This window comes from Pseudomonas sp. S3_A09 (genome assembly GCF_054668065.1).
On sequence record NZ_CP162752.1, the window covers coordinates 3,693,761 to 3,717,491 of the forward strand.

The 23,731-nt window shown below is 61.3% G+C and carries 23 protein-coding genes; 13 read left to right on the forward strand and 10 right to left on the reverse strand.

Annotation, left to right across the window (positions count from 1 at the left end; all coding sequences use genetic code 11):
• Window positions 1-37: 37 nt before the first annotated feature.
• On the forward strand, window positions 38-1,483 hold the full coding sequence (gene dacB, locus AB4N92_RS17235; RefSeq protein ID WP_154847643.1) for a D-alanyl-D-alanine carboxypeptidase/D-alanyl-D-alanine endopeptidase: 1,446 nt from the start codon (window positions 38-40) through the stop codon (window positions 1,481-1,483).
• A 1-nt stretch (window position 1,484) separates the two neighbouring features.
• Here dacB and AB4N92_RS17240 read toward each other — a convergent pair whose 3' ends face one another.
• Window positions 1,485-2,264, reverse strand: coding sequence for an IclR family transcriptional regulator (locus tag AB4N92_RS17240; protein WP_010212925.1), 780 nt, complete (start codon window positions 2,262-2,264; stop codon window positions 1,485-1,487).
• Between the two features lie 120 nt (window positions 2,265-2,384).
• Here AB4N92_RS17240 and hmgA point away from each other — a divergent pair, with 120 nt between their 5' ends.
• From hmgA to AB4N92_RS17260, 4 genes are read left to right on the forward strand one after another with little or no spacing between them, the layout of a single operon-like run.
• Entirely contained in the window at window positions 2,385-3,668 is a 1,284-nt protein-coding gene (gene hmgA / locus AB4N92_RS17245) for a homogentisate 1,2-dioxygenase (protein WP_044286672.1), read from the forward strand.
• Window positions 3,669-3,671: 3 nt separating this feature from the next.
• The gene (gene fahA, locus AB4N92_RS17250; protein WP_236266900.1) at window positions 3,672-4,958 is read left to right on the forward strand and encodes a fumarylacetoacetase; all 1,287 of its coding nucleotides are present in this window, start codon (window positions 3,672-3,674) and stop codon (window positions 4,956-4,958) included.
• A 12-nt stretch (window positions 4,959-4,970) separates the two neighbouring features.
• Window positions 4,971-5,612 carry a maleylacetoacetate isomerase gene (maiA, locus tag AB4N92_RS17255; protein WP_010212921.1) on the forward strand — a complete coding sequence of 214 codons (642 nt, stop codon included), beginning with the start codon at window positions 4,971-4,973 and terminating at the stop codon, window positions 5,610-5,612.
• 39 nt (window positions 5,613-5,651) lie between these two features.
• Entirely contained in the window at window positions 5,652-7,019 is a 1,368-nt protein-coding gene (locus AB4N92_RS17260; RefSeq protein ID WP_021491836.1) for an MFS transporter, read from the forward strand.
• On the opposite strand, the gene AB4N92_RS17265 is transcribed toward AB4N92_RS17260, so the two are convergent.
• Window positions 7,016-7,819 (reverse strand): SirB1 family protein, encoded by an 804-nt coding sequence (locus AB4N92_RS17265; protein WP_010212919.1) that lies wholly within the window; start codon window positions 7,817-7,819, stop codon window positions 7,016-7,018. The genes AB4N92_RS17260 and AB4N92_RS17265 overlap by 4 nt on opposite strands.
• Window positions 7,820-8,006: 187 nt before the next feature.
• Here AB4N92_RS17265 and AB4N92_RS17270 point away from each other — a divergent pair, with 187 nt between their 5' ends.
• Window positions 8,007-9,026 carry a Leu/Phe/Val dehydrogenase gene (locus AB4N92_RS17270; RefSeq protein ID WP_045791286.1) on the forward strand — a complete coding sequence of 340 codons (1,020 nt, stop codon included), beginning with the start codon at window positions 8,007-8,009 and terminating at the stop codon, window positions 9,024-9,026.
• A gap of 8 nt (window positions 9,027-9,034) precedes the next feature.
• Here AB4N92_RS17270 and AB4N92_RS17275 read toward each other — a convergent pair whose 3' ends face one another.
• Window positions 9,035-10,342, reverse strand: coding sequence for an acetamidase/formamidase family protein (locus AB4N92_RS17275; protein WP_236266901.1), 1,308 nt, complete (start codon window positions 10,340-10,342; stop codon window positions 9,035-9,037).
• Window positions 10,343-10,589: 247 nt separating this feature from the next.
• On the opposite strand from AB4N92_RS17275, the gene AB4N92_RS17280 reads away from it, so the two are divergent.
• The gene (locus tag AB4N92_RS17280; protein WP_236266902.1) at window positions 10,590-11,303 is read left to right on the forward strand and encodes a dienelactone hydrolase family protein; all 714 of its coding nucleotides are present in this window, start codon (window positions 10,590-10,592) and stop codon (window positions 11,301-11,303) included.
• An 89-nt stretch (window positions 11,304-11,392) separates the two neighbouring features.
• On the opposite strand, the gene AB4N92_RS17285 is transcribed toward AB4N92_RS17280, so the two are convergent.
• Window positions 11,393-11,653 carry a YebG family protein gene (locus AB4N92_RS17285; RefSeq protein WP_010212914.1) on the reverse strand — a complete coding sequence of 87 codons (261 nt, stop codon included), beginning with the start codon at window positions 11,651-11,653 and terminating at the stop codon, window positions 11,393-11,395.
• A 274-nt stretch (window positions 11,654-11,927) separates the two neighbouring features.
• Between AB4N92_RS17285 and AB4N92_RS17290 the strand changes: the two genes are divergently transcribed.
• Window positions 11,928-12,416, forward strand: coding sequence for a phosphate-starvation-inducible protein PsiE (locus AB4N92_RS17290; RefSeq protein WP_010212913.1), 489 nt, complete (start codon window positions 11,928-11,930; stop codon window positions 12,414-12,416).
• Here the strand turns inward: AB4N92_RS17290 and AB4N92_RS17295 are convergent.
• The 3 genes from AB4N92_RS17295 to AB4N92_RS17305 all read right to left on the reverse strand — a co-directional run bounded on the left by AB4N92_RS17295 (window position 12,413) and on the right by AB4N92_RS17305 (window position 15,729).
• A complete protein-coding gene (locus AB4N92_RS17295; RefSeq protein WP_010212911.1) occupies window positions 12,413-12,727 on the reverse strand; it encodes a DUF3509 domain-containing protein in 315 nt (104 codons plus the stop codon). The genes AB4N92_RS17290 and AB4N92_RS17295 overlap by 4 nt on opposite strands.
• Window positions 12,728-13,004: 277 nt before the next feature.
• On the reverse strand, window positions 13,005-14,291 hold the full coding sequence (locus AB4N92_RS17300; RefSeq protein ID WP_010212910.1) for a serine/threonine transporter: 1,287 nt from the start codon (window positions 14,289-14,291) through the stop codon (window positions 13,005-13,007).
• Between the two features lie 61 nt (window positions 14,292-14,352).
• Window positions 14,353-15,729 (reverse strand): L-serine ammonia-lyase, encoded by a 1,377-nt coding sequence (locus tag AB4N92_RS17305; protein ID WP_236266903.1) that lies wholly within the window; start codon window positions 15,727-15,729, stop codon window positions 14,353-14,355.
• A gap of 137 nt (window positions 15,730-15,866) precedes the next feature.
• Here AB4N92_RS17305 and AB4N92_RS17310 point away from each other — a divergent pair, with 137 nt between their 5' ends.
• Window positions 15,867-16,814: a LysR substrate-binding domain-containing protein gene (locus AB4N92_RS17310; RefSeq protein WP_010212907.1), complete on the forward strand. Its 948-nt coding sequence runs from the start codon at window positions 15,867-15,869 to the stop codon at window positions 16,812-16,814.
• A gap of 212 nt (window positions 16,815-17,026) precedes the next feature.
• The gene (locus tag AB4N92_RS17315) at window positions 17,027-17,437 is read left to right on the forward strand and encodes an HPF/RaiA family ribosome-associated protein (RefSeq protein WP_010212906.1); all 411 of its coding nucleotides are present in this window, start codon (window positions 17,027-17,029) and stop codon (window positions 17,435-17,437) included.
• Between the two features lie 64 nt (window positions 17,438-17,501).
• Here AB4N92_RS17315 and fecA read toward each other — a convergent pair whose 3' ends face one another.
• The 3 genes from fecA to AB4N92_RS17330 all read right to left on the reverse strand — a co-directional run bounded on the left by fecA (window position 17,502) and on the right by AB4N92_RS17330 (window position 21,356).
• A complete protein-coding gene (gene fecA / locus AB4N92_RS17320) occupies window positions 17,502-19,838 on the reverse strand; it encodes a TonB-dependent Fe(3+) dicitrate receptor FecA (protein WP_029529237.1) in 2,337 nt (778 codons plus the stop codon).
• Window positions 19,839-19,929: 91 nt separating this feature from the next.
• Entirely contained in the window at window positions 19,930-20,871 is a 942-nt protein-coding gene (locus AB4N92_RS17325) for a FecR domain-containing protein (RefSeq protein ID WP_042571695.1), read from the reverse strand.
• On the reverse strand, window positions 20,868-21,356 hold the full coding sequence (locus tag AB4N92_RS17330; protein ID WP_010212902.1) for a sigma-70 family RNA polymerase sigma factor: 489 nt from the start codon (window positions 21,354-21,356) through the stop codon (window positions 20,868-20,870). Before AB4N92_RS17330 ends, AB4N92_RS17325 begins: the two co-directional genes overlap by 4 nt.
• Window positions 21,357-21,526: 170 nt before the next feature.
• On the opposite strand from AB4N92_RS17330, the gene AB4N92_RS17335 reads away from it, so the two are divergent.
• The 3 genes from AB4N92_RS17335 to AB4N92_RS17345 are packed head-to-tail and all read left to right on the forward strand — an operon-like array spanning window position 21,527 to window position 23,727.
• Complete coding sequence (locus AB4N92_RS17335) at window positions 21,527-21,829, forward strand: DUF3649 domain-containing protein (protein WP_010212901.1); 303 nt, start codon at window positions 21,527-21,529, stop codon at window positions 21,827-21,829.
• On the forward strand, window positions 21,826-23,400 hold the full coding sequence (locus AB4N92_RS17340; RefSeq protein ID WP_044286680.1) for a PepSY-associated TM helix domain-containing protein: 1,575 nt from the start codon (window positions 21,826-21,828) through the stop codon (window positions 23,398-23,400). Before AB4N92_RS17335 ends, AB4N92_RS17340 begins: the two co-directional genes overlap by 4 nt.
• On the forward strand, window positions 23,401-23,727 hold the full coding sequence (locus tag AB4N92_RS17345; protein ID WP_021491827.1) for a DUF3325 domain-containing protein: 327 nt from the start codon (window positions 23,401-23,403) through the stop codon (window positions 23,725-23,727).
• Window positions 23,728-23,731: the final 4 nt, after the last annotated feature.

Sequence of the window (23,731 nt, forward strand, 5' to 3'; positions counted from 1 at the left end):
CGTTGCCGCCATTGATGTCTTGGCGGAAACGATACTGATGCATTTTGGACGATGGCTACATCTGCTGTGCTTGAGTTTTTTGCTGGGTGGTTGCGCGAGTGTTTCACCGACTTCCACCCCGGCAACCCTGGAGCAACTCCTGGCTGACCCGGCCCTCAACGGCGCCACTGTTTCCCTGATGGTGCGTGATGCCCGTAGCGGTAGCACGCTCTATCAACACAACTCGCGTACACGGTTGATCCCCGCGTCCAATCTCAAATTGCTCACCACCGCAGCGGCGATGGATGTGCTGGGGCCGCAGTACCGTTTTTCTACCCAATTGCTGAGTAATGGCACGCTGCAAGGCGAGCGCCTCACCGGTAACCTGTACCTCAAGGGCCTGGGTGATCCGACCACGCAGTTCGCTGATTACCAGGCATTGGCGGCACAGCTTGCAGCCCAAGGCGTGCGTCAGGTCCAGGGCGACCTGGTTTTCGACGATACCTTTTTCGACGCCGAGCGCCTGGGTGTGGACTGGGCTCACGACGATGAAAGTACCTATTACGGTGCGCAGATTTCAGCGTTGACCGTATCGCCGAACACGGATTTTGATGCGGGGACGTTGCTGGTCACGGCGAAGGCCCCTAGCGGGGTTGGCCAACCGGTCAGCGTGGTGGTGAGCCCGTCTACCGACTACGTGCAACTGAGCAACCGTGCTGTCAGCGGCCCCGGCAACAACTACGGCATCACCCGCCAGCATGGCACCAATCTGTTGCAGCTCACCGGCACGCTGGCGCCGGGCAAGCAAAGTCGACAGTGGGTGAGTGTGTGGGAGCCGACGCAACTGGTGGCCAATCTGTTTGAGCAGGCGTTGGCGCAGCAGGGCATTCAGGTGCTGGGGCGGCGTGTGATCGGTGGCGCAAGTCCGGTCACGGCCAGGGTGCTGGCCGAGCATCAATCGGCGCCGCTGCAGGCACTGCTCACACCGCTGCTCAAACTGTCGAATAACAACATGTCCGAAGCCTTCCTCAAGGCCATGGGCCGCAAGGCGTCCAATGCAGGGACGGCGCAGGCCGGTGTCGCGGCAGTGGCAGACTTTATCCGACGCCAAGGTTTGGACCCGATGACGCTGAGCCAGGTCGATGGTTCGGGCTTGTCGCGGCGCAATCTGGTGTCGTCGCAAAACCTCACCGATCTGCTGCTGGCGACGGCCAAACAACCCTGGTTCGAGGCCTGGTACAACGCCTTGCCGATCGCCGGTAACACCGATCGCATAAGCGGCGGCAGCCTGCGTTATCGACTGCGCGGGACGCCGGCCGAAAATAACCTGCATGCCAAGACCGGCTCCATGGCCGGCGTGTCATCGTTGAGCGGCTACATCACCGACGCCCAGGGCCGGCGCCTGGTGTTTTCTATTATCAGCAACAACTACCTGAGTACCGCCGCACCGATCCGCGCCCTGGAAAACCGCGTGGCGCTGGCCCTGGTCCAGTGGCACGACTAGTTCAGGGCTGATAGCCCATGCGCCAACTCACGGCCCGGGTCGCCGCCAGCAAGTGCTGCGCCGCCGGGCCATCTTCGTCGGCATGGAACAACGAGGTGGGGCCAACGACGGTCATCACCGCCGCCACTTGGCCGATGGCATTGAAGACCGGCGCCGACAGGGCATCGACGCCGGGCATCAACAACCCGTGCACGAAGTGCAGACCACGGCTGCGGATCTGCTCGCAGGTGGTGGCGTAGGCCTGGTCATCCGCCAGGGCATGAGCGATGCCGGCCTGGATTTCCCGCTCACGCAGCTCCACGGTTTCCCGCGACGGCAGGTAAGCGCTGAACACCAGCCCGGTGGACGAGCTGAGCAGCGGCAGCACCGAGCCCAATTGCGTGACCACTGTTACCGCGCGCACCGCCGGCTCAATCTGCACGACGGTGGCGCCCTGGTTGCCCCACACGGCTAAAAAGCAGGTTTCATTCAGTTCATCGCGCAGCTCCGCCAGGGGCATCGCGCCGACTTTCAACACATCCATGCTGCCCAGCGCCGCCAAGCCCACGCGCAACGCTTCACGGCCCAGGCCGTAGTGGTTGGTGGCGGTGTTCTGTTCGGCAAAACCCGAGGCGATCAGCGCCTGTAAATAGCGGTGCACCTTGCTCGCCGGCATCTGCACGTGCTCGGCCAGGCGTGACAGCGAAGTGGCCGGCGACAGTTCGGCCAGAGCCTTGAGGATATCGGTGCCGACTTCGGCCGAGCGGACTTTCTGTTTACCGGTGTCGCGGGGCTTTTCCATGGAAGGGCGAGAATCCGAGAGATGAATGGGCGTCTTTATAGCTTGACGGTCGATGGTGATCAAATTACGTTATGCGTAACTGGATTACGATAAAAACAACTTCCGTGTAGAGGACGATCCATGAACCTCGAATACCTGTCGGGCTTCGGCAATGAATTCGCCAGCGAAGCCTTGCCCGGCGCGCTGCCGATCGGCCAGAACTCCCCGCAAAAAGCGCCCTACGGGCTGTACACCGAACTGTTCTCTGGCACTGCGTTCACCATGGTGCGCAGTGAAGCCCGGCGGACCTGGCTGTACCGCATTCAGCCGTCGGCCAATCACCCGGCATTCATCAAACTTGAGCGGCAACTGGCCGGGGGGCCGTTGGGGGCGGTAACGCCTAATCGCTTGCGCTGGAACCCGTTGGATATGCCGAGCGAACCGACGGACTTCATCGATGGGCTTGTAGGAATGGTCGCCAATTCAGGGGCAGAAAAGCCCTCAGGCATCAGCATCTACACCTACCGCGCCAACCGTTCCATGGAGCGTGTGTTCTTCAACGCTGATGGCGAGTTGTTGATTGTGCCGGAGCTGGGTCGCCTGCGTATTGCTACCGAGCTTGGCGTGCTGGAGGTGGAGCCGCTGGAAATCGTCGTGTTGCCTCGTGGCCTGAAATTCCGCGTCGAGTTGCTGGATACGCAAGCGCGCGGTTACGTCGCCGAGAACCATGGTGCGCCGCTGCGTCTGCCGGACCTGGGCCCTATCGGCAGCAATGGCCTGGCCAATCCACGCGACTTCCTGACGCCGGTTGCCCACTACGAAGATGTGAAAAAACCAACAACGCTGGTGCAGAAATTCCTCGGCGAACTCTGGGCCTGTGAGCTGGACCATTCGCCACTCAACGTGGTCGCCTGGCACGGCAACAACGTGCCGTACAAATACGATCTGCGCCGCTTCAACACCCTTGGCACCGTGAGCTTTGACCACCCGGATCCGTCCATCTTCACTGTGTTGACCTCACCTACCAGCACCCACGGCCTGGCCAACCTCGACTTCGTGATCTTCCCGCCACGTTGGATGGTGGCTGAGAACACCTTCCGTCCGCCGTGGTTCCACCGCAACCTGATGAACGAATACATGGGCCTGATCCAGGGGGCCTACGACGCCAAGGCCGAAGGCTTCCTGCCCGGTGGCGCGTCGCTGCACAGCTGTATGAGCGCCCACGGCCCGGACGGCGAGACCTGCACCAAGGCCATCAACGTGGACCTGGCGCCGCACAAGATCGATAACACCATGGCCTTCATGTTTGAGACCAGCCAAGTGCTGCGTCCCACCCAGTTCGCCCTGGACTGCCCGCAACTGCAAAACACTTACGACGCGTGCTGGGCCTCGCTGCCCGCCACCTTCAACCCGAACCGGAGATAACCCATGACTCAGCCTACACTTACCCGCAGCTGGGTGGCCTCCGCCAATGGTCACACCGATTTTTCCCTGCAAAACCTGCCGTTGGGCGTGTTCAGCGTCAACGGTTCGACCCCGCGTGCTGGCGTGGCGATCGGCGACTCGATCCTGGATCTGCAAGCCGCCATCGATGAGTTTGACGGTGAAGCCCGCCGTGCGGTCGAAGCGACCGCGGGTGGCCAACTGAACGCGTTTTTTGCACTGGGCCGCGGCCCGCGCGTGGCCTTGCGCGAGCGTCTGTTGGAGTTGCTGGCCGAAGGCAGCACGTTGCACACCCGTGAAGCGCAGGTGCTGCATCGCGCTGCCGATTGCCAGATGCACGTTCCGGCGCGGATCAATGACTACACCGACTTCTACGTCGGCATCGAGCACGCGCAAAACGTCGGCAAACTCTTCCGCCCCGACAATCCTCTGCTGCCCAACTACAAGTACGTGCCGATTGGATACCACGGCCGTGCTTCGACTATTCGCACCTCGGGCACCGATGTACGCCGCCCCAAAGGCCAAACCCTGCCGGCCGGCCAGAGCGAGCCGACCTTCGGCCCGTGCGCACGCCTTGATTACGAATTGGAGCTGGGCATCTGGATCGGCCAGGGCAATGAGATGGGTGATTCGATTGCCATTGGCGATGCGGCCGATCACATCGCCGGTTTCTGTTTGCTCAATGACTGGTCGGCACGGGATATCCAGGCCTGGGAATACCAGCCGTTGGGGCCGTTCCTGTCGAAAAGCTTTATCACCACTATCTCGCCTTGGGTGGTGACGGCCGAAGCCCTGGAACCGTTCCGCAAAGCGCAGCCGGCGCGCCCTGAAGGCGACCCGCAGCCGCTGTCGTATCTGCTGGATAAACGTGACCAGGCCGCAGGTGCGCTGGATATCGAGCTGGAAGTACTGCTCACCACCGCCGCCATGCGCGAGCAGAACCTGCCGGCCCATCGCCTGGCCCTGAGCAACAGCCTGCACATGTACTGGACTGTCGCGCAATTGGTGGCGCACCACAGCGTCAACGGTTGCCAATTGCAGGCGGGCGATCTGTTTGGTTCGGGCACCTTGTCCGGCCCGCAAGCCGGCCAGTTCGGCAGCCTGCTGGAAATGACCGAAGGCGGTAAAAAGCCGGTCGAATTACCGTCCGGTGAGGTGCGCAAGTTCCTCGAAGACGGTGATGAAATCATCCTGCGTGCGCGCTGCAACCGTGAAGGCTTCGCCTCCATCGGCTTCGGCGAATGCCGCGGCACCGTGATCGCGGCACGCTAGGAGGGCAGGGCGATGGAACTCTACACCTACTACCGTTCCACCTCGTCGTATCGGGTGCGCATCGCCCTGGCGCTCAAGGGCCTGGACTTCACCGCCGTGCCGGTCAACCTGCTGGTGCCGGCGGGCGGTGCCCATCGCCAGCCCGAGTACCTGGCGATCAACCCGCAAGGTCGTGTCCCGGCCTTGCGTACCGAGGAGGGCGAACTGTTGATTCAGTCGCCGGCGATCATCGAGTACCTCGACGAACGTTATCCACAGGCGCCGCTGCTCTCCAGGGACCTGGCGACCCGCGCTCATGAGCGTGCGGTGGCCTCGATCATCGGCTGCGATATCCATCCGCTGCATAACTCCAGCACCCAGAATCTGCTGCGCCAATGGGGGCATGACGAGGCGCAACTGTTGGAGTGGATCGGGCATTGGATCAGCCAGGGCTTGGGCGCGGTGGAACAGTTGATCGGCGACCAAGGGTTTTGCTTCGGCGAGCAGCCGGGGTTGGCCGATACGTTCCTGATCCCGCAACTGTATGCGGCCGAGCGCTTCAAGGTGCCGTTGGCCAGTTACCCGCGCATTGGACGGGTGGCGGCGTTGGCGGCCCAGCACCCGGCATTTGTGCGGGCACACCCCGCCAATCAGCCGGATACACCCGCTGCCTGATTCCTGCTGTTCCATAAAAATAAAAAACAGGTACTTGCGATGCACAATCAGCTTGCCAGCTTTCGCGCGGCACTCGACGCCCGTCCGGTGTCGCGCTATCAGTGGTTGATTCTCCTGTTGCTGGCGCTGCTGCTGGTGACCGACGGCTATGACGCCCAAGTGCTGGGTTACGTGGTGCCGGCGCTGGCCCAGGACTGGGGGCTGGAAAAGGCTGCATTTGGCCCGGTCTTCAGCGCCAACCTGCTGGGGCTTACCTTGGGGTCGTTGCTGGTGACGCCGCTGGCGGATCGGTTCGGCGTGCGGCGCATCCTGCTCGGCTGTGTGCTGATCTACGCCAGCCTCACCGTGTTGATGGTGTTCGCCAACTCGCTGACCACACTGATGGCCGCCCGGTTTATCTGCGGCATCGGTATGGGGGGCGCGATGCCGAGTGCGATGGCGTTGATGTCGGAATACTCGCCGCCGCGCCTGCGTACCTTGATGGTGACCCTGGCGGCGTGTGGCTTCTCGTTCGGCGGTGCGGCGGGCGGGTTTGTGGCGGCGGGGTTTATCGAAGGCTTTGGGTGGCAGGCGGTGTTTCTGGCGGGTGGCGTGACGCCATTGCTGTTGTTCCCGTTTCTGGTATGGCTGCTGCCGGAATCATTGCCGCGTTTGCTGCGTGATGCACCACCCTATGCACGGTTGCAGAACGTGACGTCACGCATGCTGCCGGGCTGGCAACCGCCGCTGGCGACCGAGGCCGAAAACCAACAGGAGCAGGGCAGCAAACTGACGGTGGTGGAACTGTTCCGCAATGGCTACGCACGTCCGACGCTGCTGATCTGGTCGACGTTTTTTGTCAGCCTGATCCTGCTGTATTTCATGATCAGTTGGCTTCCGTCGTTACTGCTGGAGAGTGGGTTGGCGTTGAAAGAGGCCAACCTGGTGACCTCGATGTTCCTGTTCGCCGGTACTTTGGGTGCCATCGCCATGGCCTGGTTCGCCGACCGCTTGAAACGCAAAGTGCGGCTGTTGTCCGGCGTACTGGCCGCCGCAGCGGTGTGCACGCTTCTGCTCGGCCTGAACCATGACAACCCGCGCTACTTGGTGGCCTGTGTCGTTGCGGCCGGTTTTTGCATCATCGGTGGTCAACTGACCCTCAATGCCTTCGCCAGTAACTTCTACCCCGCTCATGTACGTGCCACCGGTACGGGGTGGGCGCTGGGAGTGGGGCGTTTTGGTTCAATCCTGGGGCCGTTGTTTGGCAGCCTGTTGCTGGCAATGCATATCCCGGTGCAGCAGATTTTCTTTTTCTGCGCGATCCCGGCGGTGATCGCGGCTCTGTTGATCATTCAGGTGCGTTCGCCCGAAGCTGAAGGTTCGAAGAGCCCGTTGGCTGGGGATACCCTCAAGGCGCCACAGGCCTAATGCACCACTGAATTGGGCGGCAGGTGCCCCAGGCGCTCGGTCAGGCGCAGGCGCTGGATCGGGTCTTCGCTGAGCATCAGCGCATGTTCCAGGTCGAAGCGTTCGGCGTTGGGGCAGTCGAGGCGCTGATACAGGCTCGCCCGTGCCAGGTAATCGGCGGCGCTGGCATTGCCCAGTTCCAGCACGCGTTCGGCGTCGATCAGGGCCTGGAGTGGAATGTCGTTGGAAAGGTGCAGTTGTCGCAGGTTGCGTGACAACCGTTGCAGGATCGAACGTGGATCGGCGGTGTGCAGGTGATCGGCCTGCAGCTTGAGGTTGGGGCCGTATTGGCGCTGCAACAGGTCGCGGCAATCGTTGGGGTACAACCGCCGACCGCCGCAGGGATCCAGCAGGTGATCGGCGCCGGGTACCCGCAGCAGGAAATGGCCGGGGAAATTCACGCCGACCATGGGGATTTCCAGGCGGCGCGCCAGCTCAAGGGCGATCAGGCCCATAGCCAGGGGTTGCCCGCGTTTGCGCTGCAAGACCTTGTCCAGCAGGGCGGCGGCGGGGCGCAAAGGGGTGAATTCATCCTGGGCAAATCCCAGGTCATTCAGGCGTCGCAACAGCGGCTGGCCGAGTTCATCCGCCGGCAACAGGGGCATGCCCTGGCTCACCTGTTGTTGCAGCAAGGTCAGTTCCTGCAGGGTCTGCGAGGGTTGTACGGTCGGGTCATGCTCGGCAGCAATCCACAACGCCGCTTCAAACAGCGCAGGTGGGGAGCGTTCCAGGCAGGCGAAAAAGGCTTTGCGGGGATTCATTGCATTCTCCGGCGTATGCCCCCGTTTTAGCCTTGCTGGGAATTTTCGTCCAGTGGCTTAAAGAATATCCTGCTCGCTTATGTCGCAAGTCCTGCGAAAACGGGCGTCTTATTCCAGCGTGGTCCGGCAGTTTTCTGCCGCAAGCCTATACTTGGCCCACTACCAGAAGTGATTCGGGAGCTTGACGATGTTTGCTCTCATGCACAGCACCCGCCTTGAATCGCTGCACTTGAGCGTCGACCCGGTCACCGGGCTGAAGGCGGTCATCGCCATCCATAGCAGTCGCCTGGGCCCGGCCCTGGGTGGCTGTCGCTATCTTTCCTACCCCGACGACGAAAGTGCCGTGGCCGATGCCGCGCGCCTGGCCCAAGGCATGAGCTACAAGGCGGCCCTGGCCGGTTTGCCGGTAGGCGGTGGCACCGCCGTGATCCTGCGCCCTGGCCACGTGGAAAATCGCGCGGCCCTGTTTGAAGCCTTCGGCCGTTGCATCGAGCAACTCGACGGCCGCTACATCACCGCCACCGACAGCGGCACCTCGGTGGCCGACATGGATTGCATCGCCCAACAAACCCGCTACGTCACCAGCACCACTGCAGCAGGCGATCCTTCGCCCTATGCGGCAATGGGCGTGTTCGCCGGCATCCGCACCACCGCCATGGCGCGCCTTGGCAGCGACAACCTCGAAGGCCTGCGCGTGGCGGTTCAGGGGCTGGGCAATGTCGGTTACGCCCTGGCTGAACAGCTGCACGCCGCCGGCGCGGAACTGCTGGTGAGCGACATCGATCATGGCAAGGTGCAACTGGCCATGGAGCAGTTGGGCGCGCACCCCATCGCCAACGACGCGTTGCTGAGCACGCCGTGCGATATCCTCGCGCCCTGCGGCCTGGGCGCCGTGCTCAACCGTCAGAGCGTTGGCCAGTTGCGCTGCGCCGCCGTGGCCGGTTCCGCCAGTGCGCAACTGACCAACCTGCAAGTGGCCGACCAACTGGAAGGCCGCGGCATCCTCTACGCCCCCGACTACGTGATCAACTCCGGCGGCCTGATCTACGTCGCGCTCAAGCACAGCGGAGCGGAACTGCCAACGATTACCGCGCACCTGTCCAATATCGGCACGCGCCTCACCGAGATCTTCGCTCACGCCCAGGCGGAAAAACGCTCACCCGCACGGGTGGCAGATGAGCTGGCCGAGCGTTTGCTGTACCGCTGATACACCGGTCAGAGTTGATACTTCTCACGCACCAGTGAGCCGACCCCCATGCGATCCAGAATGTGCATCGGACACAGGAGCGTGACGCGGACGGTCCCCGGTAGCCGACTGATTTCAATCGAGCCGTTAAGCGTTGCGCGGTTGCGCACCTCATCCATCGACAGGCCCGTGACGGCCGCTGCGCGCTCCAGGCCGTTTTCCGTCGCTAAGTTGAGGTCGGCGCCACTGCCGATAAACGTAATGGGTCCGTTGTCTTCTATCTCGAACTGCCCCCAGCGCTCGCCCAATGCCTTGACATGCAACCGTTGCTCGGCAGTCATCGGACGAGCCATGGGCGGCAGGTCATCAAGGTTCTGCAGCAGGATCGGGCCGTCGAGTGCCAACCCCTTGATCACATGGGCGGTCAGTTCGGTTTCACCCGATACATCGGTGGCATGCCCGGCAATTTCGCCGTTGCCTTGCTGGGCGTGCATATCGCCCATGTAAACCCCGGCGCCGGGGACTCTCACCGGGCAAATCAGCACGCAACCTTCACGTACCGAGTTGGTGTCCATGTGCCCGTCGGTTTTCGCGGCATGCAGTTGGTCATGGGTCATGCCGTAGCGATGGGGCGCGCCGACCAGGTACTGGCCGAAGTCGGCACAGTTGTGGGAATCCGGCAGATCCCGTGAAGGCGTGGTGCCAATATTGCCCAGGAACGGCCGCATGTGCGCGGCAAGGCCGGGGATATCGGCGCGGGCCAGGGACAGAATCGAATGCTGGGCGGACATCTCCGGCAACGCCGCCATATCCGGTGCCTGGCCGGCGAGGCGGTCGGCTACCAACTGGTTCACTGTCAGGCTCAGCTGATGCTCGGCATCGAACACGATGACGTAGCCATGGCTGAAACGAAATGCGCTGACCTCCGCCCCGCAGGTGTTGCAACGAATGGCGTCGGCGCCGATGCCGTCGACATGGCTGGCGGGATGCTCCTGCCCACAGTTGGAACAGAACTTGGCGACAAAGGGATCGCCATGATAACGCCCCTCAACAAAACGCATGACACCTGACGAAGTGGCCAGAGACGTCACGCGCATGCGTTTGATCTTCAGGGCCACGGCGTCACCAACCTCTGCGCCGGCGATGAATACGGGTTGAGTCACCTCATGACCACCCTCAAATGCGGGCGTGATCATTGGGCCCCAACACCCCGGCGGAGTACCGGTGATAAGCGTGCCGCCATCGGCGAGCGGGCCGAGCATCTTCTGGCTGGGGCCGATGAGGCCATTGGTGTAGGTGTTGACGATCAGGCGATCAACCGGTGCTGAGTGGTGCATTTTTATTCTCCGGGTCCTATGTGATTGAACCTTCGGTCACGGCTTATTGATCAGGGAAGGTTCAGGCAGGCCCAGTAGACCGGTGTTTTGTATCCCGAATATGTCGCGCGGGTGCGCTAATACACAGTGGTACATAACGATGGGAGAGGAGGGTTTGTAACTGCAAAAATCCTGATAGGGTTCTGTGGGCTGGCGCTTTGAGGTGCTTGCTCAGCTATCGTTTTCCTACTTGCTGCGGAGAATATTCATGTCCAATCAAGCAACAGCCCATTCCGTAACGTTCAAGCGTCCGGACGGCGCCGGGGTCAATGGCTATCTGGCCAGCCCGGCTGTGCTGGAAGGGGCGCCGGCCATCGTATTGATTCAAGAGTGGTGGGGGCTGAACGAGCAGATCAAGGGCGTGGCCATCCGCCTGGCCGAGTGCGGTTACCGGGTGCTGGTGCCGGACCTTTATCGCGGCGCCTCGACCGTGGAAGAGGAAGAAGCCCATCACCTGATGGACAGCCTGGATTTTGGCGATGCGGTATCCCAGGACATCAAGGGTGCGGTGCGCTACCTGCAGGCCGACTCGCAAAAAGTGGGCGTGACCGGCTACTGCATGGGCGGGGCGTTGACGCTGTTGGCGCTCAATGCAATTCCGGAGCTGGCTGCGGGTGTGGTCTGGTATGGCTTCCCACCGCTTGAATATCTGGATGCGGCAAAAATCAAAGCACCGCTGATTGGCCATTGGGGCACACAGGATGCTTTTTTCAACATCGAAACCGTCGCGGAGCTGGAGTCAACGCTGCACGCGGCAGGTGTGGACGCGACCTTCTACCGTTACCTGGCGCGCCATGCCTTTGCCAACGAAACAGCGATCGGCAACGGCCGTATCCCCGACACGCAATACGACGCCGCATGGTCGCAACTGGCGTGGGACCGCACGTTGACCTTCTTCGGTAAAACCCTGTGGCAGGCGTAAGGCGCAAATAGCCTTCGGTAAAACGATGAGTTGCCGGTCTGCCTGAACCTGTTGGTTCACCCTGAATCAACGGAGGCGGGCCGGCCTCCTTACTCTGCCTCTGGCTGCCCGATCTCGGCCAGGGCGCTGGCGTTGTTCTTGAACGCTGCTGCAAAGGCGGCGCGGTTCTTGGCCATGAAAATACCGGCGTCTTCTGCCTGCTTTTCAGTCAAGCCTTCCACGTTTTTCAACAGGACTTCCATCAGGGACTCTGCCAGTTCGAGCATCTGGTCGTGTGCGTCGGCAAGTTTGCGGTCCACGAATGTAGTCTCCAAGTCGCGGGTACTGCGATACAGGGTTTCAACAGCCATTTTTTGGCCTCGTCATCAGGGTGCAGTAGTGAAGGGGAGTAGCCCTTGTGTTCGGGTGTCGCTAGAGTGCTGTATTTATATACAGTAAAAAGAGTAAGCCAAACCCTCGGGTTTGGGTAGCAGTTTTTTAATGTAGCCCGTAAATACAGGTTTGGAGTGCCTCATGTCACCCCGCCATCATCTTATACCTGCCCCTGGCCTTTTTTCTGCATGCAGAACAACCGTCACGTCTAACCCGCATTATCCGGTCGAGTCGACCTAAGGAAGCATCATCGTGAAGATCAATTGGGCCGAAAGGCTGCGCCAGCAAGTACACGGGCTGGCCGAGTCACTGGGCAATCTGTTTGTCGAGTCGTTTCACTACCTGGCGCTGTTCGCCATTGGTGCGGTGACGGCCTGGGCGGCGGTGATGGAATTTTTGGGGATGCTGGAGAACGGGCACATCAAGATCGATGACATCTTGTTGCTGTTCATCTACCTGGAACTGGGCGCTATGGTCGGGATTTATTTCAAGACCAACCATATGCCGGTGCGCTTCCTGATCTACGTGGCGATCACCGCGCTGACGCGTCTGCTGATCTCCAACGTGTCGCACCACAACCCACCTGATGTGGGAATCATCTATTTGTGCGGTGGGATTCTGCTGTTGGCGTTTGCGATTCTGGTCGTGCGTTACGCGTCGTCAGCCTTCCCATCGGTGAAGGTCGAAGGCCCGCGTCGCAAGGGCGAGGCGAGCCAGGAGACCGAGAAGGGCGAGCTTTAAAGCCCGACGCTGAACGGCAGGGCGCGGGTCGGCGGTCGCTGTAGGACCTTGTGATCGCCATCCGTCATCATCGCCAGGATCTCCATGGCGCTGTGGCCCTGTTCGATGGCGATGCCGAACTGGATGCTTTGCACCAGGCGTTTTAGCCGCTTTGGGTCATTGCGCTGTTCGGCGCTGATCATGCGCTTGGCCACCACGCCTTGTTCGTTGGAGAGGGTCAGCATGATGCTGCCGTCCAAGCGTTGGATGCTCAGGTTGACGCGATATTCGGGAGTGAATGTGTCGGTGATGATCTGAAAAGGATTGTCCATGGTGCGTACCGCCTAATAAGAACATGCAGTCATTGACGACCGGTGTCGGGATTAGTTCGCGTCTCCTGACCATCGGCCAAATTCCGTTTCCCTCATAAGCTGTACAGCAAGGGCCGTGCCGTATAGAGATCTTTCAGGCGGTAAGGGGCCAATGTGGGAGCGGGCTTGCTCGCGAATGCGGTCCTTCAGCCGAGTATTCATTAGCTGATACACCGCGTTCGCGAGCAAGCCCGCTCCCACATTTGTTCGGTATTGTCGTTTCGGTCAGTGATCTGTTTCAGGGCAGGACGGAAAAAACGATCGCAGACAGCGCAATCAATCCAATCACCACCACAAATACGTTGGAGACCTGGCCCGAGTACTTGCGCAGAGATGGCACGCGGCGAATCGCGTACATCGGCATCAGGAACAACAGGCACGCGATGATCGGCCCGCCCATGGTTTCAATCATGCGCAGGATGCTCGGGTTGAAGGTGGCGACGGCCCAGCAGGTCAGCACCATGAACAGCGCGGTGCAACGCTCCAGCCATTTGGCCGACATCGAGCGATTGCGCCCCCGTAGGGATTTGACGATCAAGCCCTGGAAACCTTCGCTGGCGCCTATGTAGTGGCCGAGAAAGGATTTAGTAATGGCCACCAGCGCGATCAGCGGTGCGGCGTAGGCGATCACTGGCGTCTGGAAGTGGTTGGCGAGGTAAGACAGGATCGAGATGTTCTGGGCCTTGGCGGCTGCCAGGTCGGCCGGCGACAGTGCCAGTACGCAGCTGAAGCAGAAGAACATCACGGTCAGCACCATCATGCCGTGGGCCGTGGCCAGGATGCCGCTGCTTTTGCGCTCGGCCTGCGCGCCGTACACGCGTTTCTGGTCGACGGCGAACGCGGAGATGATCGGCGAGTGGTTGAAGGAAAATACCATCACCGGAATTGCCAGCCACAGGGTCTTGAAGAACAGCGGCATGGGCATGCCATCACCGGCGGAGGCGAAGAATGCGCCGTTCCAGTTGGGAATCAGGCTGAACGCAAGCAACAGCAGGGACGCGACGAACGGGTACACCAACACGCTCATGGCCTTGACGATCACGCCCTGGCCGCAGCGCACGATGGCCATCAGGCCAAGAATCAGCACCAGCGACAGAATCGCCCGAGGCGGTGGGGTCATGTGCAGTTGGTGTTCCATGAAGCTGCCCAGGGTGTTGGTCAGCGCCACGCTGTACACCAGCAGGATCGGGAAAATGGCGAAGAAATACAGCAGGGTGATCAGCTTGCCCGCACCGACGCCAAAGTGCTCTTCGACCACTTCGGTGATGTCGCCGGATTTGCCCGACAACACAAAGCGCGTCAGCCCACGGTGGGCGAAGAAGGTCATCGGGAAGGCCAGCAGTGCCAGCACGATCAGCGGCCAGAAGCCGCCGACGCCGGCGTTGATCGGCAGGAACAGGGTACCGGCACCGATGGCGGTGCCGTAGAGGCCCAGCATCCAGGTGGTGTCGTATTGGGTCCAGCCGGTGGTCACGGTTGTTGTGGCAGCGGGATTTTCAGCAGCAGGTGTACGTACATCGGTCATCGGTATTGCCTCGTTATTATTTTTGCGCGGGCTCACGTTGGGGCGGGTAGAGGTGCTCCGATCAGCACTCCACCCAGCTGACCGCCAGGCCGCCCCGTGAAGTTTCTTTGTATTTGTCATGCATATCGGCGCCGGTATCACGCATGGTGCGGATCACCCGGTCGAGAGAAATGAAGTGTTTGCCGTCACCGCGCAGGGCCATTTGCGTGGCGTTGATTGCCTTGACCGCCGCGATGGCATTGCGCTCGATGCAGGGCACTTGCACCAGGCCGCCGACCGGGTCGCAGGTGAGGCCGAGGTTGTGCTCCAGGCCGATTTCGGCGGCGTTTTCCAGTTGCTCGGGGGTGGCGCCGAGGACATCGGCCAAGCCGGCCGCGGCCATGGCGCAGGCAGAGCCCACCTCGCCCTGGCAGCCGACTTCGGCGCCGGAGATCGAGGCGTTTTTCTTGCAGAGGATGCCGACAGCAGCGGCAGCCAGGAAGAAATTCACCACGTCGTCGTCGGACGCCTCGGCGTTGAACTTCATGTAGTAATGCAGCACAGCGGGGATGATGCCCGCAGCACCATTGGTCGGTGCGGTGACCATGCGCCCACCGGCGGCGTTTTCTTCGTTGACGGCGAGGGCGAACAGGTTGACCCACTCCATGGCCGACAAGGTCGAGGTGATGACATTCGGCTTGCCGATTTCCAGCAGGCTGCGGTGCAGTTTCGCCGCGCGACGGGGCACGTCCAGGCCTCCCGGCAAGATGCCTTCATCGCGCAGGCCCTGTTCCACGCATTCACGCATTACCGACCAGATATGCAGCAAGCCACTGCGAATGTCGGCGTCGCTGCGCCAGGCGCGTTCGTTGGCCATCATCAGCTCGGAAACCCGCAAGCTGTGCTTGTTGCACAACGCCAGCAGTTCCACGGCGCTGGAAAAGTCGTAGGGCAATTGCACATCGCTGGTCGGCGCAATGCCCGAGGCCGCTTCCGCCGCTTCGATGATGAAACCGCCGCCCACCGAGTAATAGGTTTGCTCGCTCAGCAGGCCGTTTTCGCCGTAGGCGTGCAGGGACATGGCGTTGGGGTGGTAGGGCAGGCTTTCGTCCAGTAGTCGGAGATCCTGTTGCCAGTTGAAGGCAATGTCCTGCAGGCCAGCGAGTAAGAGTCGGCCGGATTCGCGCAATTGCTGGATGCGTGCATTGATCGAGGTGGGGTCGACCCGGTCCGGCCATTCGCCCATCAGGCCCATCACGCAGGCACGGTCGGTGGCATGGCCGACACCGGTAGCGGACAGTGAGCCATACAGGCGCACTTCCACACGACGAGTCTGGCTCAGTAATTGTTGATCGATCAGGGCCTGGGCAAAGGTTGCCGCCGCCCGCATCGGGCCGACAGTGTGGGAGCTGGAAGGGCCGATGCCCACTTTGAATAGATCGAAAACACTGATAGCCATGCTAAAGCCTTACAAGCAATGGAGTAGGAATCGCTGCCATGTTTTGTAGAGCGAGCGGAATTGGCGTGATACTGAGCCTCTGGAACGGCACTGACCAACGAATTATCCTAAGACACTCTTTAGCAGGACTAAACGCTATGACCCGGCCCCTCCATGGCCAGACTTATGTCTGGTTGCACGTTTTTTCCTGTGCTGCGCGGCATTTGTCGTTCACCCGCTGTGCCGAGGAACTGCACATCACACCGGGTGCGGTGAGCCAGCAGATTCGCCAGTTGGAGGAGCGATTGGGTTTCCGCTTGTTTCATCGGCGCGCGCGTGGGGTGGAGCTGAGTGCCGAGGGGCAGCGGTTGGCGGCCACGGTGGGCGAGGCCTACGGCAGCATCGACGCGGAGTTGCAGCGCCTGGATGCAGGGATGATCAGCGGCACCTTGCGCCTGCGCTCGATCCCGTCGTTTCTCGGTAAGTGGCTGACCCCGCGCCTGCCGCGTTTGCAGCAGCGCTTTCCGGATATCCAGCTGCGCATGGTCGCTGAAGACAGCAGCATCGCCCTGCATGAGGGCGACTTCGACCTGGCCATCGACTTGAACGACGGCAGCTACCCTGGCTTGTTATCCACAGCCCTGTTGGACGAGCAGATTTTCCCCGTCTGTGCCCCGAGCCTGCTGCGCGGCAGACCGCCGCTGCATGGTCCCGCCGACCTGGTGCATTTTCCGTTGCTGCACGACATCACCGCCTGGCGTGGGAGTTATGAGTACGCCGAATGGGAGTTTTACCTGAATGCTATCGGCTATCACCACGCCGACGTGCGACGCGGTCACACCTTCAACCGCAACCACCTGACCATCGAAGCCGCCATCGCCGGTATGGGCGTGGCCATTGCGCGACGCACCTTGCTCAACGATGAGCTGGAGCGTGGCACCTTGATCGTACCCTTCGGGCTTGCCGTGCCTAACTACAAGCGTTACGTGTTGCTGTATGCGCCAGGCGCACTGAGCCATCCGGGCGTACGCGCGGTGCATGATTGGCTGGTTGAAGAAGCGGGGATTTTCCGGGGATTGCACCCGTTGGGAGAGGGGCAATTATGAGGTTCGCAGGGCGTAAGAAGATGTAACTAACTCCCCACCCTAACAGTGTTTTTGCTCGTAGTCAGACTTAATTTGTAATGTGGGATTTATCTTTGCAAAGGGGTTGAATTGTTCTGCTGACTGCTCAATTGTGTAGTTAAGAGGTCATGGTTTCACCGACCCGGTGTTGCAGTTGTGACCTCTCGCGAGCTAGCTGAAATAAGGGAAGAACTATGCAAATCCAAGTCAATAGCGATAACCATATTGAAAGCAGCATCCGACTGGAGGAGTGGGTACGTACTACCATTGAGAGCACGCTCGAACGTTACGAAGAAGACCTGACCCGAGTGGAGGTCTACCTGCGGGATGAGAACGGCGATAAGCCCGGTCCCCACGATTTAAGTTGCCGCCTGGAAGCGCGGCCAAAAGGCCATCAACCGCTGTCCGTGCTGCACAAAGCCGATACCCTGGAACAGGCGATCGACGGTGCGGCCACCAAGCTGGAACATGCGTTGGAACATCTGTTTGGTAAACTGCAAGGCAAGCCACGCGCTGCCGGGAAAAACCAGCCGACCACCAAAGTCAATGAAGACGAGCTTGAGCAGGAGTTTCTCGAAAAAGAACGCGCTGTGTTCAACGGCTGATAGATTTATCACGCTCCACTAAAAACGGGCCTGCATATGCAGGCCCGTTTTCGTTTGGGCGGCGTTAGAACGCGATAGAGGTCTGCACGTAGACCGTGCGTGGTTCGCCTACGTATTTGCCCTTGTTGTTATCGTCGAACGAGCGGGTGAAGTACTGGGTGTTGAAGATGTTTTTCACACCCACTGCCACATTCAGGTCCGACAGCTGCGGGCCGAAGTCATAGGCCGCACGGCTGCTGAACAGCATGTAGCCAGGGATGCGTCCGTTGGCGCCGTTGGCGGTTTCCTTCTCGGTGTTGGCGTTGTCGGCGAACTGGCTGCTCTGGTAGCTGCTGTCCAGGTTGAGCTTCCAGCGGCCTTCGGTGTAGCCCACGCCGAGGGTGCCTTTGTGCTTGGAGGAGAAGGGCACGCGGTTGCCTTTGTTCGGGCCGTCTTCGCGAATGGTGGCGTCGACGTAGGCGTAGGTGGCATACACATCGAACCCCGCCAGCGCCGGGCTCAAACCATCAAGCGCGTAATTGATGCTGGTCTCGATCCCCTGGTGACGGGTTTCGCCACGGGCAATTACCGAGTCATTGGTCTGGTTGCTTTCGTATTGGTTGTCGAAGTTGATCAGGAACGCGCCGATTTCCGCACGCAAGGTGCCGTCGTCGTAGCGGGTACCCAATTCCCAGGTACGGGCTTTTTCCGGTTTCACTTCGCCGCTGGTCACGCGGTTCGGCATCTGGCTGTACTGCACGCTGCCGAACGAACCTTCGGTGTTGGCGTAGAGGTTCCAGTTGTCGGTGAGGTGGTAGAGCACATTCAGCGCCGGCAGCGCGGTGTTGTAGTCGCCCTTGTATTTGACGTTGGTCAGGTTGTTCGTCTGCTGCGACTCGATAATCTCGTAGCGAATGCCCGGGGTGATGGTCCACTTGCCGATATCGATCCGGTCATCGACGAAGAAGGCATTGGCCTCGGTGCCGCCACGGGTGTCGCGGTCGTTGCGGCTGTTGGTAGTGGGGATCTGCTGGTTGGCGGCAATCGGCGTGCGGTAACGCAGCTCGTGGCCGGCCTCGTTGATGTATCGGTAGCCGACGCCCACTTCGTGGCTGGTCGGGCCCAGGTCAAAGCCTTGGGCGAAGCGGGTCTCGATGCCACGCACCCAGTATTCACGCGGGGACAGCGAAAGGAATGTGCCCTGGTCCAGGTAACCGCTGCGCAAGGTCTTGGTGAAGAAACTGTTCACAGTGAATTCGCGGCGGTCCTGCTCATAACGATAGCCGACGTTGAACATCGTACGGCGGCCCCAGAATTTGTCGTAGGGGCGGGTGGACTGGTAGGGATCCGCCTTGTAGTCCGCGACGTTCAAGCCACCCGGCATATCGGCCTGGCCTTCGTAGTACTGCGCCATGGCGTTAAAGCTGTTGGCGTCATCCAGTTGGTATTTGCCCTTGAGGATCAGGTCGTCGATGCGCGTGTTGCTGTTCTCGCGCCAGTCACCACCACGGGTTCCGGAGTACAGAATCGCGCCACCCAAGCCATTGTCGGCGGTGCCGCCGGCCAGCAGGTTGCCGGTGGTCTTGAAGCCGTCGTGGCTGGAGGACGGGCTGGTTTCGGTCTGCAAGCCGCCTTTGACCGTGGGGGCATCCGGGATCGCACGGGTCACGAAGTTGACCACACCACCGACGTTCTGCGGGCCGTAGCGCACCGCACCGCCGCCGCGCACCACGTCGACCGCGTCCATATTGCCCATGCTGATCGGCGCAAAGGAAAGCTGCGGCTGGCCGTAGGGCGCGAACGGCACCGGAATGCCATCCATCAGCACCGTGGAGCGCGATGCCAGGCGCGGGTTGAGGCCACGAATGCCGAAGTTCAATGCCATGTCGTGGCTGCCGGTGCCGTTGTTGTCCGGGGCATTTACGCCGGGAATGCGGTTGAGCACGTCCTTGGCTTGGGTCGCGCCCTGGCGTTCAAACTCTTCACGGCGGATCACATCGCGGGCGCCGGGGTGTTCGAACACATGGGTTTGCGCCGCGTCACCCAGCCAGTCGCCGACGACGCTGGACGTGCCCAATTCGATACTGGCCGGTGCCGTGGCCGGTTGCAGGCTGTAGGCATTGTCGCCTTCGGCGCGGGCTTGCAGGCCGGTGCCTTCCAGCAGCTTTTGCAGGCCGTCCGCGGCGCCGTAATTACCGGACAAACCGCGGCTCTGCATGCCCGCCGTGACTTCTGAACCGAACGAAATCAGCACGCCCGCTTCGCGCCCAAACTGGTTCAGCGCAGCTTCCAGCGACGTCGGGGCGATGTGATACGGCTTGGCATCGGCCGCCATCACAGGGGGAAGTGCCGTAAGACTCAAGCTGGCGCCGAGTAGGAGTTGGCGCAGAGTGCGGGCAAGAAGCGTCGGTTGCTGGGGCATGAAGAGCGGTCCTGAGAAGGAAGGATCAAGGTGGCTTTCCTTCTCTGTCACGCGAGGGGTGGAAAACGGCTCAGTGTTTTTGAAATAAATTTCAGGCGCGTGCCTGCACCGTCACCCAATACCGCGTAAAGCGCCGCACTTTCACGGGCAGGCTGACTTCCAGCAGGTCGAGAATGCGTTCGCTGTCGTCCAGAGGGTAGCTGCCGGAGATCAACAAGTTGGCCACCTGCGGATCGCAATTGACCTGGCCACGACGATAACGGCCCAGTTCGCCAAGGAAATCTTCCAGGCGCATGTGCGCGGCGACCAGCATGCCGTCCGCCCAGGCGCCGCTGTTGGCGTCGGTGGGGCGCGGAGTGTCCCAGCCTTTGCGCGTAAAATTGACTTGGCGCGTGGCGTCGACCGCCAGCGGCAGGCCGCTGTACGTAGTGGGCATCACCTCGACGCGACCGTCCAAGACCGCCAGTTGGGTATGGTCGTTGAACTGGCGCACGTTCATGTGTGCCGCCTGGCTGGTGAGCAACCCCTGGCCGGTCAGCACCTGCAGCGGCGTACCGGCTGCGTGGCCGGTGAGCAGTATCTCGCCTTCAAGCAGGCGGATCAGCCGTTGTCGGCCATCGAAATGCACATCCACCGCGCTGCCGGTATTGAGCTGCAACTGGCTGCCGTCGGCCAATTGCACCTTGCGTCGCTGGCCAACGGGGCTGCGGTAGTCGGCGGTCAGTGGCGGCAGGATATGTTGCTGGCGAAGGCTCCAGGCGGCAGCGGAACCGGCGCCGAGTATCAACAGCAGTTTCAACGCCTGGCGACGGCTGGTGGAGGTTGGTGCATTCAACGCCGCATGGGCCAGTGGCGAGGGCATGCCGCGCAGGCGCTGGTTGACGCGTTGCATGTGGTCCCAGGCGCGCTGGTGTTCGCTGTGGGCGTTCAACCATTGCTGCCAGGCGGCTTGCTGGCGTGGGTTCAGCGCGCCGTGCTGCATTTCCACCAGCCAATGCACGGCTTGTTCGGCGACTTGAGTGGAGAAGTTCATAGGGCGAAGTAGCAGCGCATGGCCGCTTTGCTCAGGTGGCGTTTGACGGTGGCAATGGAAATACCCAGTTCAGCGCCGATTTGCGCGTAGGTCAGGCCATCGCATTGGGCCAGCAGGAACGCACGCTTGACCTGGACGGGCAGGCCATCGAGCAGTTGGTCCAGTTCGACCAGGGTTTGCAGGATGATTGCGCGTTCTTCTTCCGACGGTGCCACGTGCTCGGGCATCTGCGCCAAGGCGTCGAGGTAGGCGCGCTCAAGGTCCTGGCGGCGGTAGAAGTTGAACAGTACGCGCTTGGCGACCGTGGTGAGGAACGCACGGGGCTCGATCAGCGTGGGTGCTTCCCGCGCAGTGAGCACGCGCATGAAGGTGTCCTGGGCCAGGTCGGCGGCGCTTTCCGGGCAGCCGAGCTTGCGTCGCAACCAGCCGGTGAGCCAGTGGTGATGGTCGTTGTACAACACTTCGACGGTATTGGGCGGGCTCAACGCGGACACTCCACAAGCATCGCCATGCTTTAGAGAACAAGAATTGTTCGCATTGTAGGGGCGGAGACTGGCTTCGGCAATCCGTCGGGACAGGTCTTTCATCCGTTCTGTTTTGCTTGTGAGAATATTTATCATTAATATTGCGACCTGATGAACCTGGCGCCTCCCGCATGAAAAGCAAAACCTCGCTGCCCGTCTCCTATCGTCTCGCCGTCACCTCGCGCGTGCTGGCTGCCGTGGTGGGCGGTTATCTGATGGCCTCCCTGGCCAGTATCTGCCTGGCGCTGTGGATACCCACTTCCCGCGCTGATGCCGTGATCACCGGGATGATGAGTTCGTTCGTGTTCTACCTGCTCGCCGTGCTCTGGTGTTTCGCCTGCCGCAGCGCCGCGCGCGCCTGGTTTGGCGTGATGTTACCGAGCGCGGCATTTGCCACCCTGGCGGGTGTGGGCTTCTGGATGGCGCGCACATGAAAGAGGGTTTCCGCCAGGCCATGGCCTGGTTGCACACTTGGGCGGGCCTGATCTTTGGCTGGCTGCTGTTTGCGATTTTCCTGACAGGCACCTTGGCGTATTTCAAGGATGAGATCAGCCATTGGATGCAGCCTGAAGTGCAGGCCCGTGCCCTGGACGATGCACGCAGTCTGACGGCCGCCCAGACCTATTTGCAGCAGGTCGCGCCGACCGCTGCGCGTTGGTTCATCACCCTGCCGGACAGCCGCGACCCCGGTCTGTCGGTGATGTGGCAAGACAAGGTCGACCCTGGCAAACGCGGCAACTTCATCCAGAAAACCCTCGACCCTGTCACGGGCCAGGCCGTGGAAGCCCGTGAAAGCATGGGCGGCGAATTCTTCTATCGGTTCCACTTCCAGCTGCAAATGCCCCATCCCTGGGGCCGCTGGCTCTCGACCATCGCCGCGATGGTGATGTTCGTCGCCTTGATCACCGGCATCATCACGCACAAGAAAATCTTCAAGGACTTCTTCACCTTCCGCCCCCGCAAGGGCCAGCGTTCCTGGCTCGACGGGCATAACGCGGTGGGGGTGCTGGTATTGCCCTTCCACCTGATGATTACCTACAGCAGTCTGGTGATCTTCATGAGCATGGTGATGCCGGCCCCGATCATTGCTTCCTATGGCAATGACAGCCGGGCCTTTTTCAGCGAAGTGTTTCCGAATACCAACAACGCGCCAGCCCTGGGCCAGCCAGGCACATTGCTGCCGCTGACGCCGATGTACGAGCAAGCACGGGCGCAATGGGACGGTGGCCACGTGGGGCGCGTCGCTGTGAACAACCCCAGTGATGTGAACGCCTCGGTCAATGTGTTCCGCGCGGGTTCCGACAGCGTGGTGCATGACTTCGGCAGCACCGTCTCCTTCAACGGCACCACCGGCGAGCTGTTGCGGGTCAGTGGCGGGCAGTCGCTTCCTGCTGCCATCGGCGGCACGTTCTATGGCCTGCACATGGGGCATTTCGCCGGGCCGGTGCTGCGCTGGTTGTACTTTATCTGCGGCCTGGCGGGCACGGCGATGATCGGCACCGGTCTGGTGATCTGGCTCGGCAAGCGCCAGCTCAAACATGCCAAAGCGGCGGCAATGCCTTTTGAATTACGCTTGGTGGAAGTCCTGAACATCGCCAGCATGTCCGGGTTGATGATCGCCATCGCGGCGTTTTTCTGGGCTAACCGGTTGTTGCCGGTCAGTTTCGCCGAGCGTTCCGACTGGGAAGTGCAGACCTTCTTCATCGCCTGGGGCCTGAGCCTGTTGCATGCGGTCCTGCGCCGAGGCCGTCCGGGCTGGGTCGAGCAACTGAGCGTTGGCGCGCTGCTGTTTAGCGCCATTCCATTGCTCAACGCCTTGACGACGTCGCACCACCTCGGTGTTTCGTTGAGAACCGGCGACTGGGCCATGGCGGGTTTCGACCTGACGTGTCTGGCCAGCGGTGTGTTCCTCGCGTGGGCCGCCTGGAAGATGCAGCATCGCACCGCGCCTGCGACCAAGGCTGCGCGCGCACGCCCATTGACGCTGAAGCAGGAGGCCAACTGAATGCTCCTCGCACTGCTGATGTGCTATGCCGGATTCACCGCACTCTGCCTGTCCACCGACCGTCACCACGGCGAGTTACTGCGCCGCAAACCCTCGCCCCGTCGACGCCTGGGCTTGCGTGTGATCGGTTGGATGCTGCTGGTGGTGTCGATCTGGCCGGCGGTGGACGTCGCCGGATGGGGCCAGGGCCTGGTGGAGTGGTGCGCCGTGCTGATGCTCAGCGCATTGCTGCTGGTGCTGTTGTTGCCGTATCGGCCACGGCTGGCCTTGATCCTGGCGGGCGTCGGCCTGCTCGCCAGCCCTGTTGCAGCCTTCGCCACCCTCTGAGCCC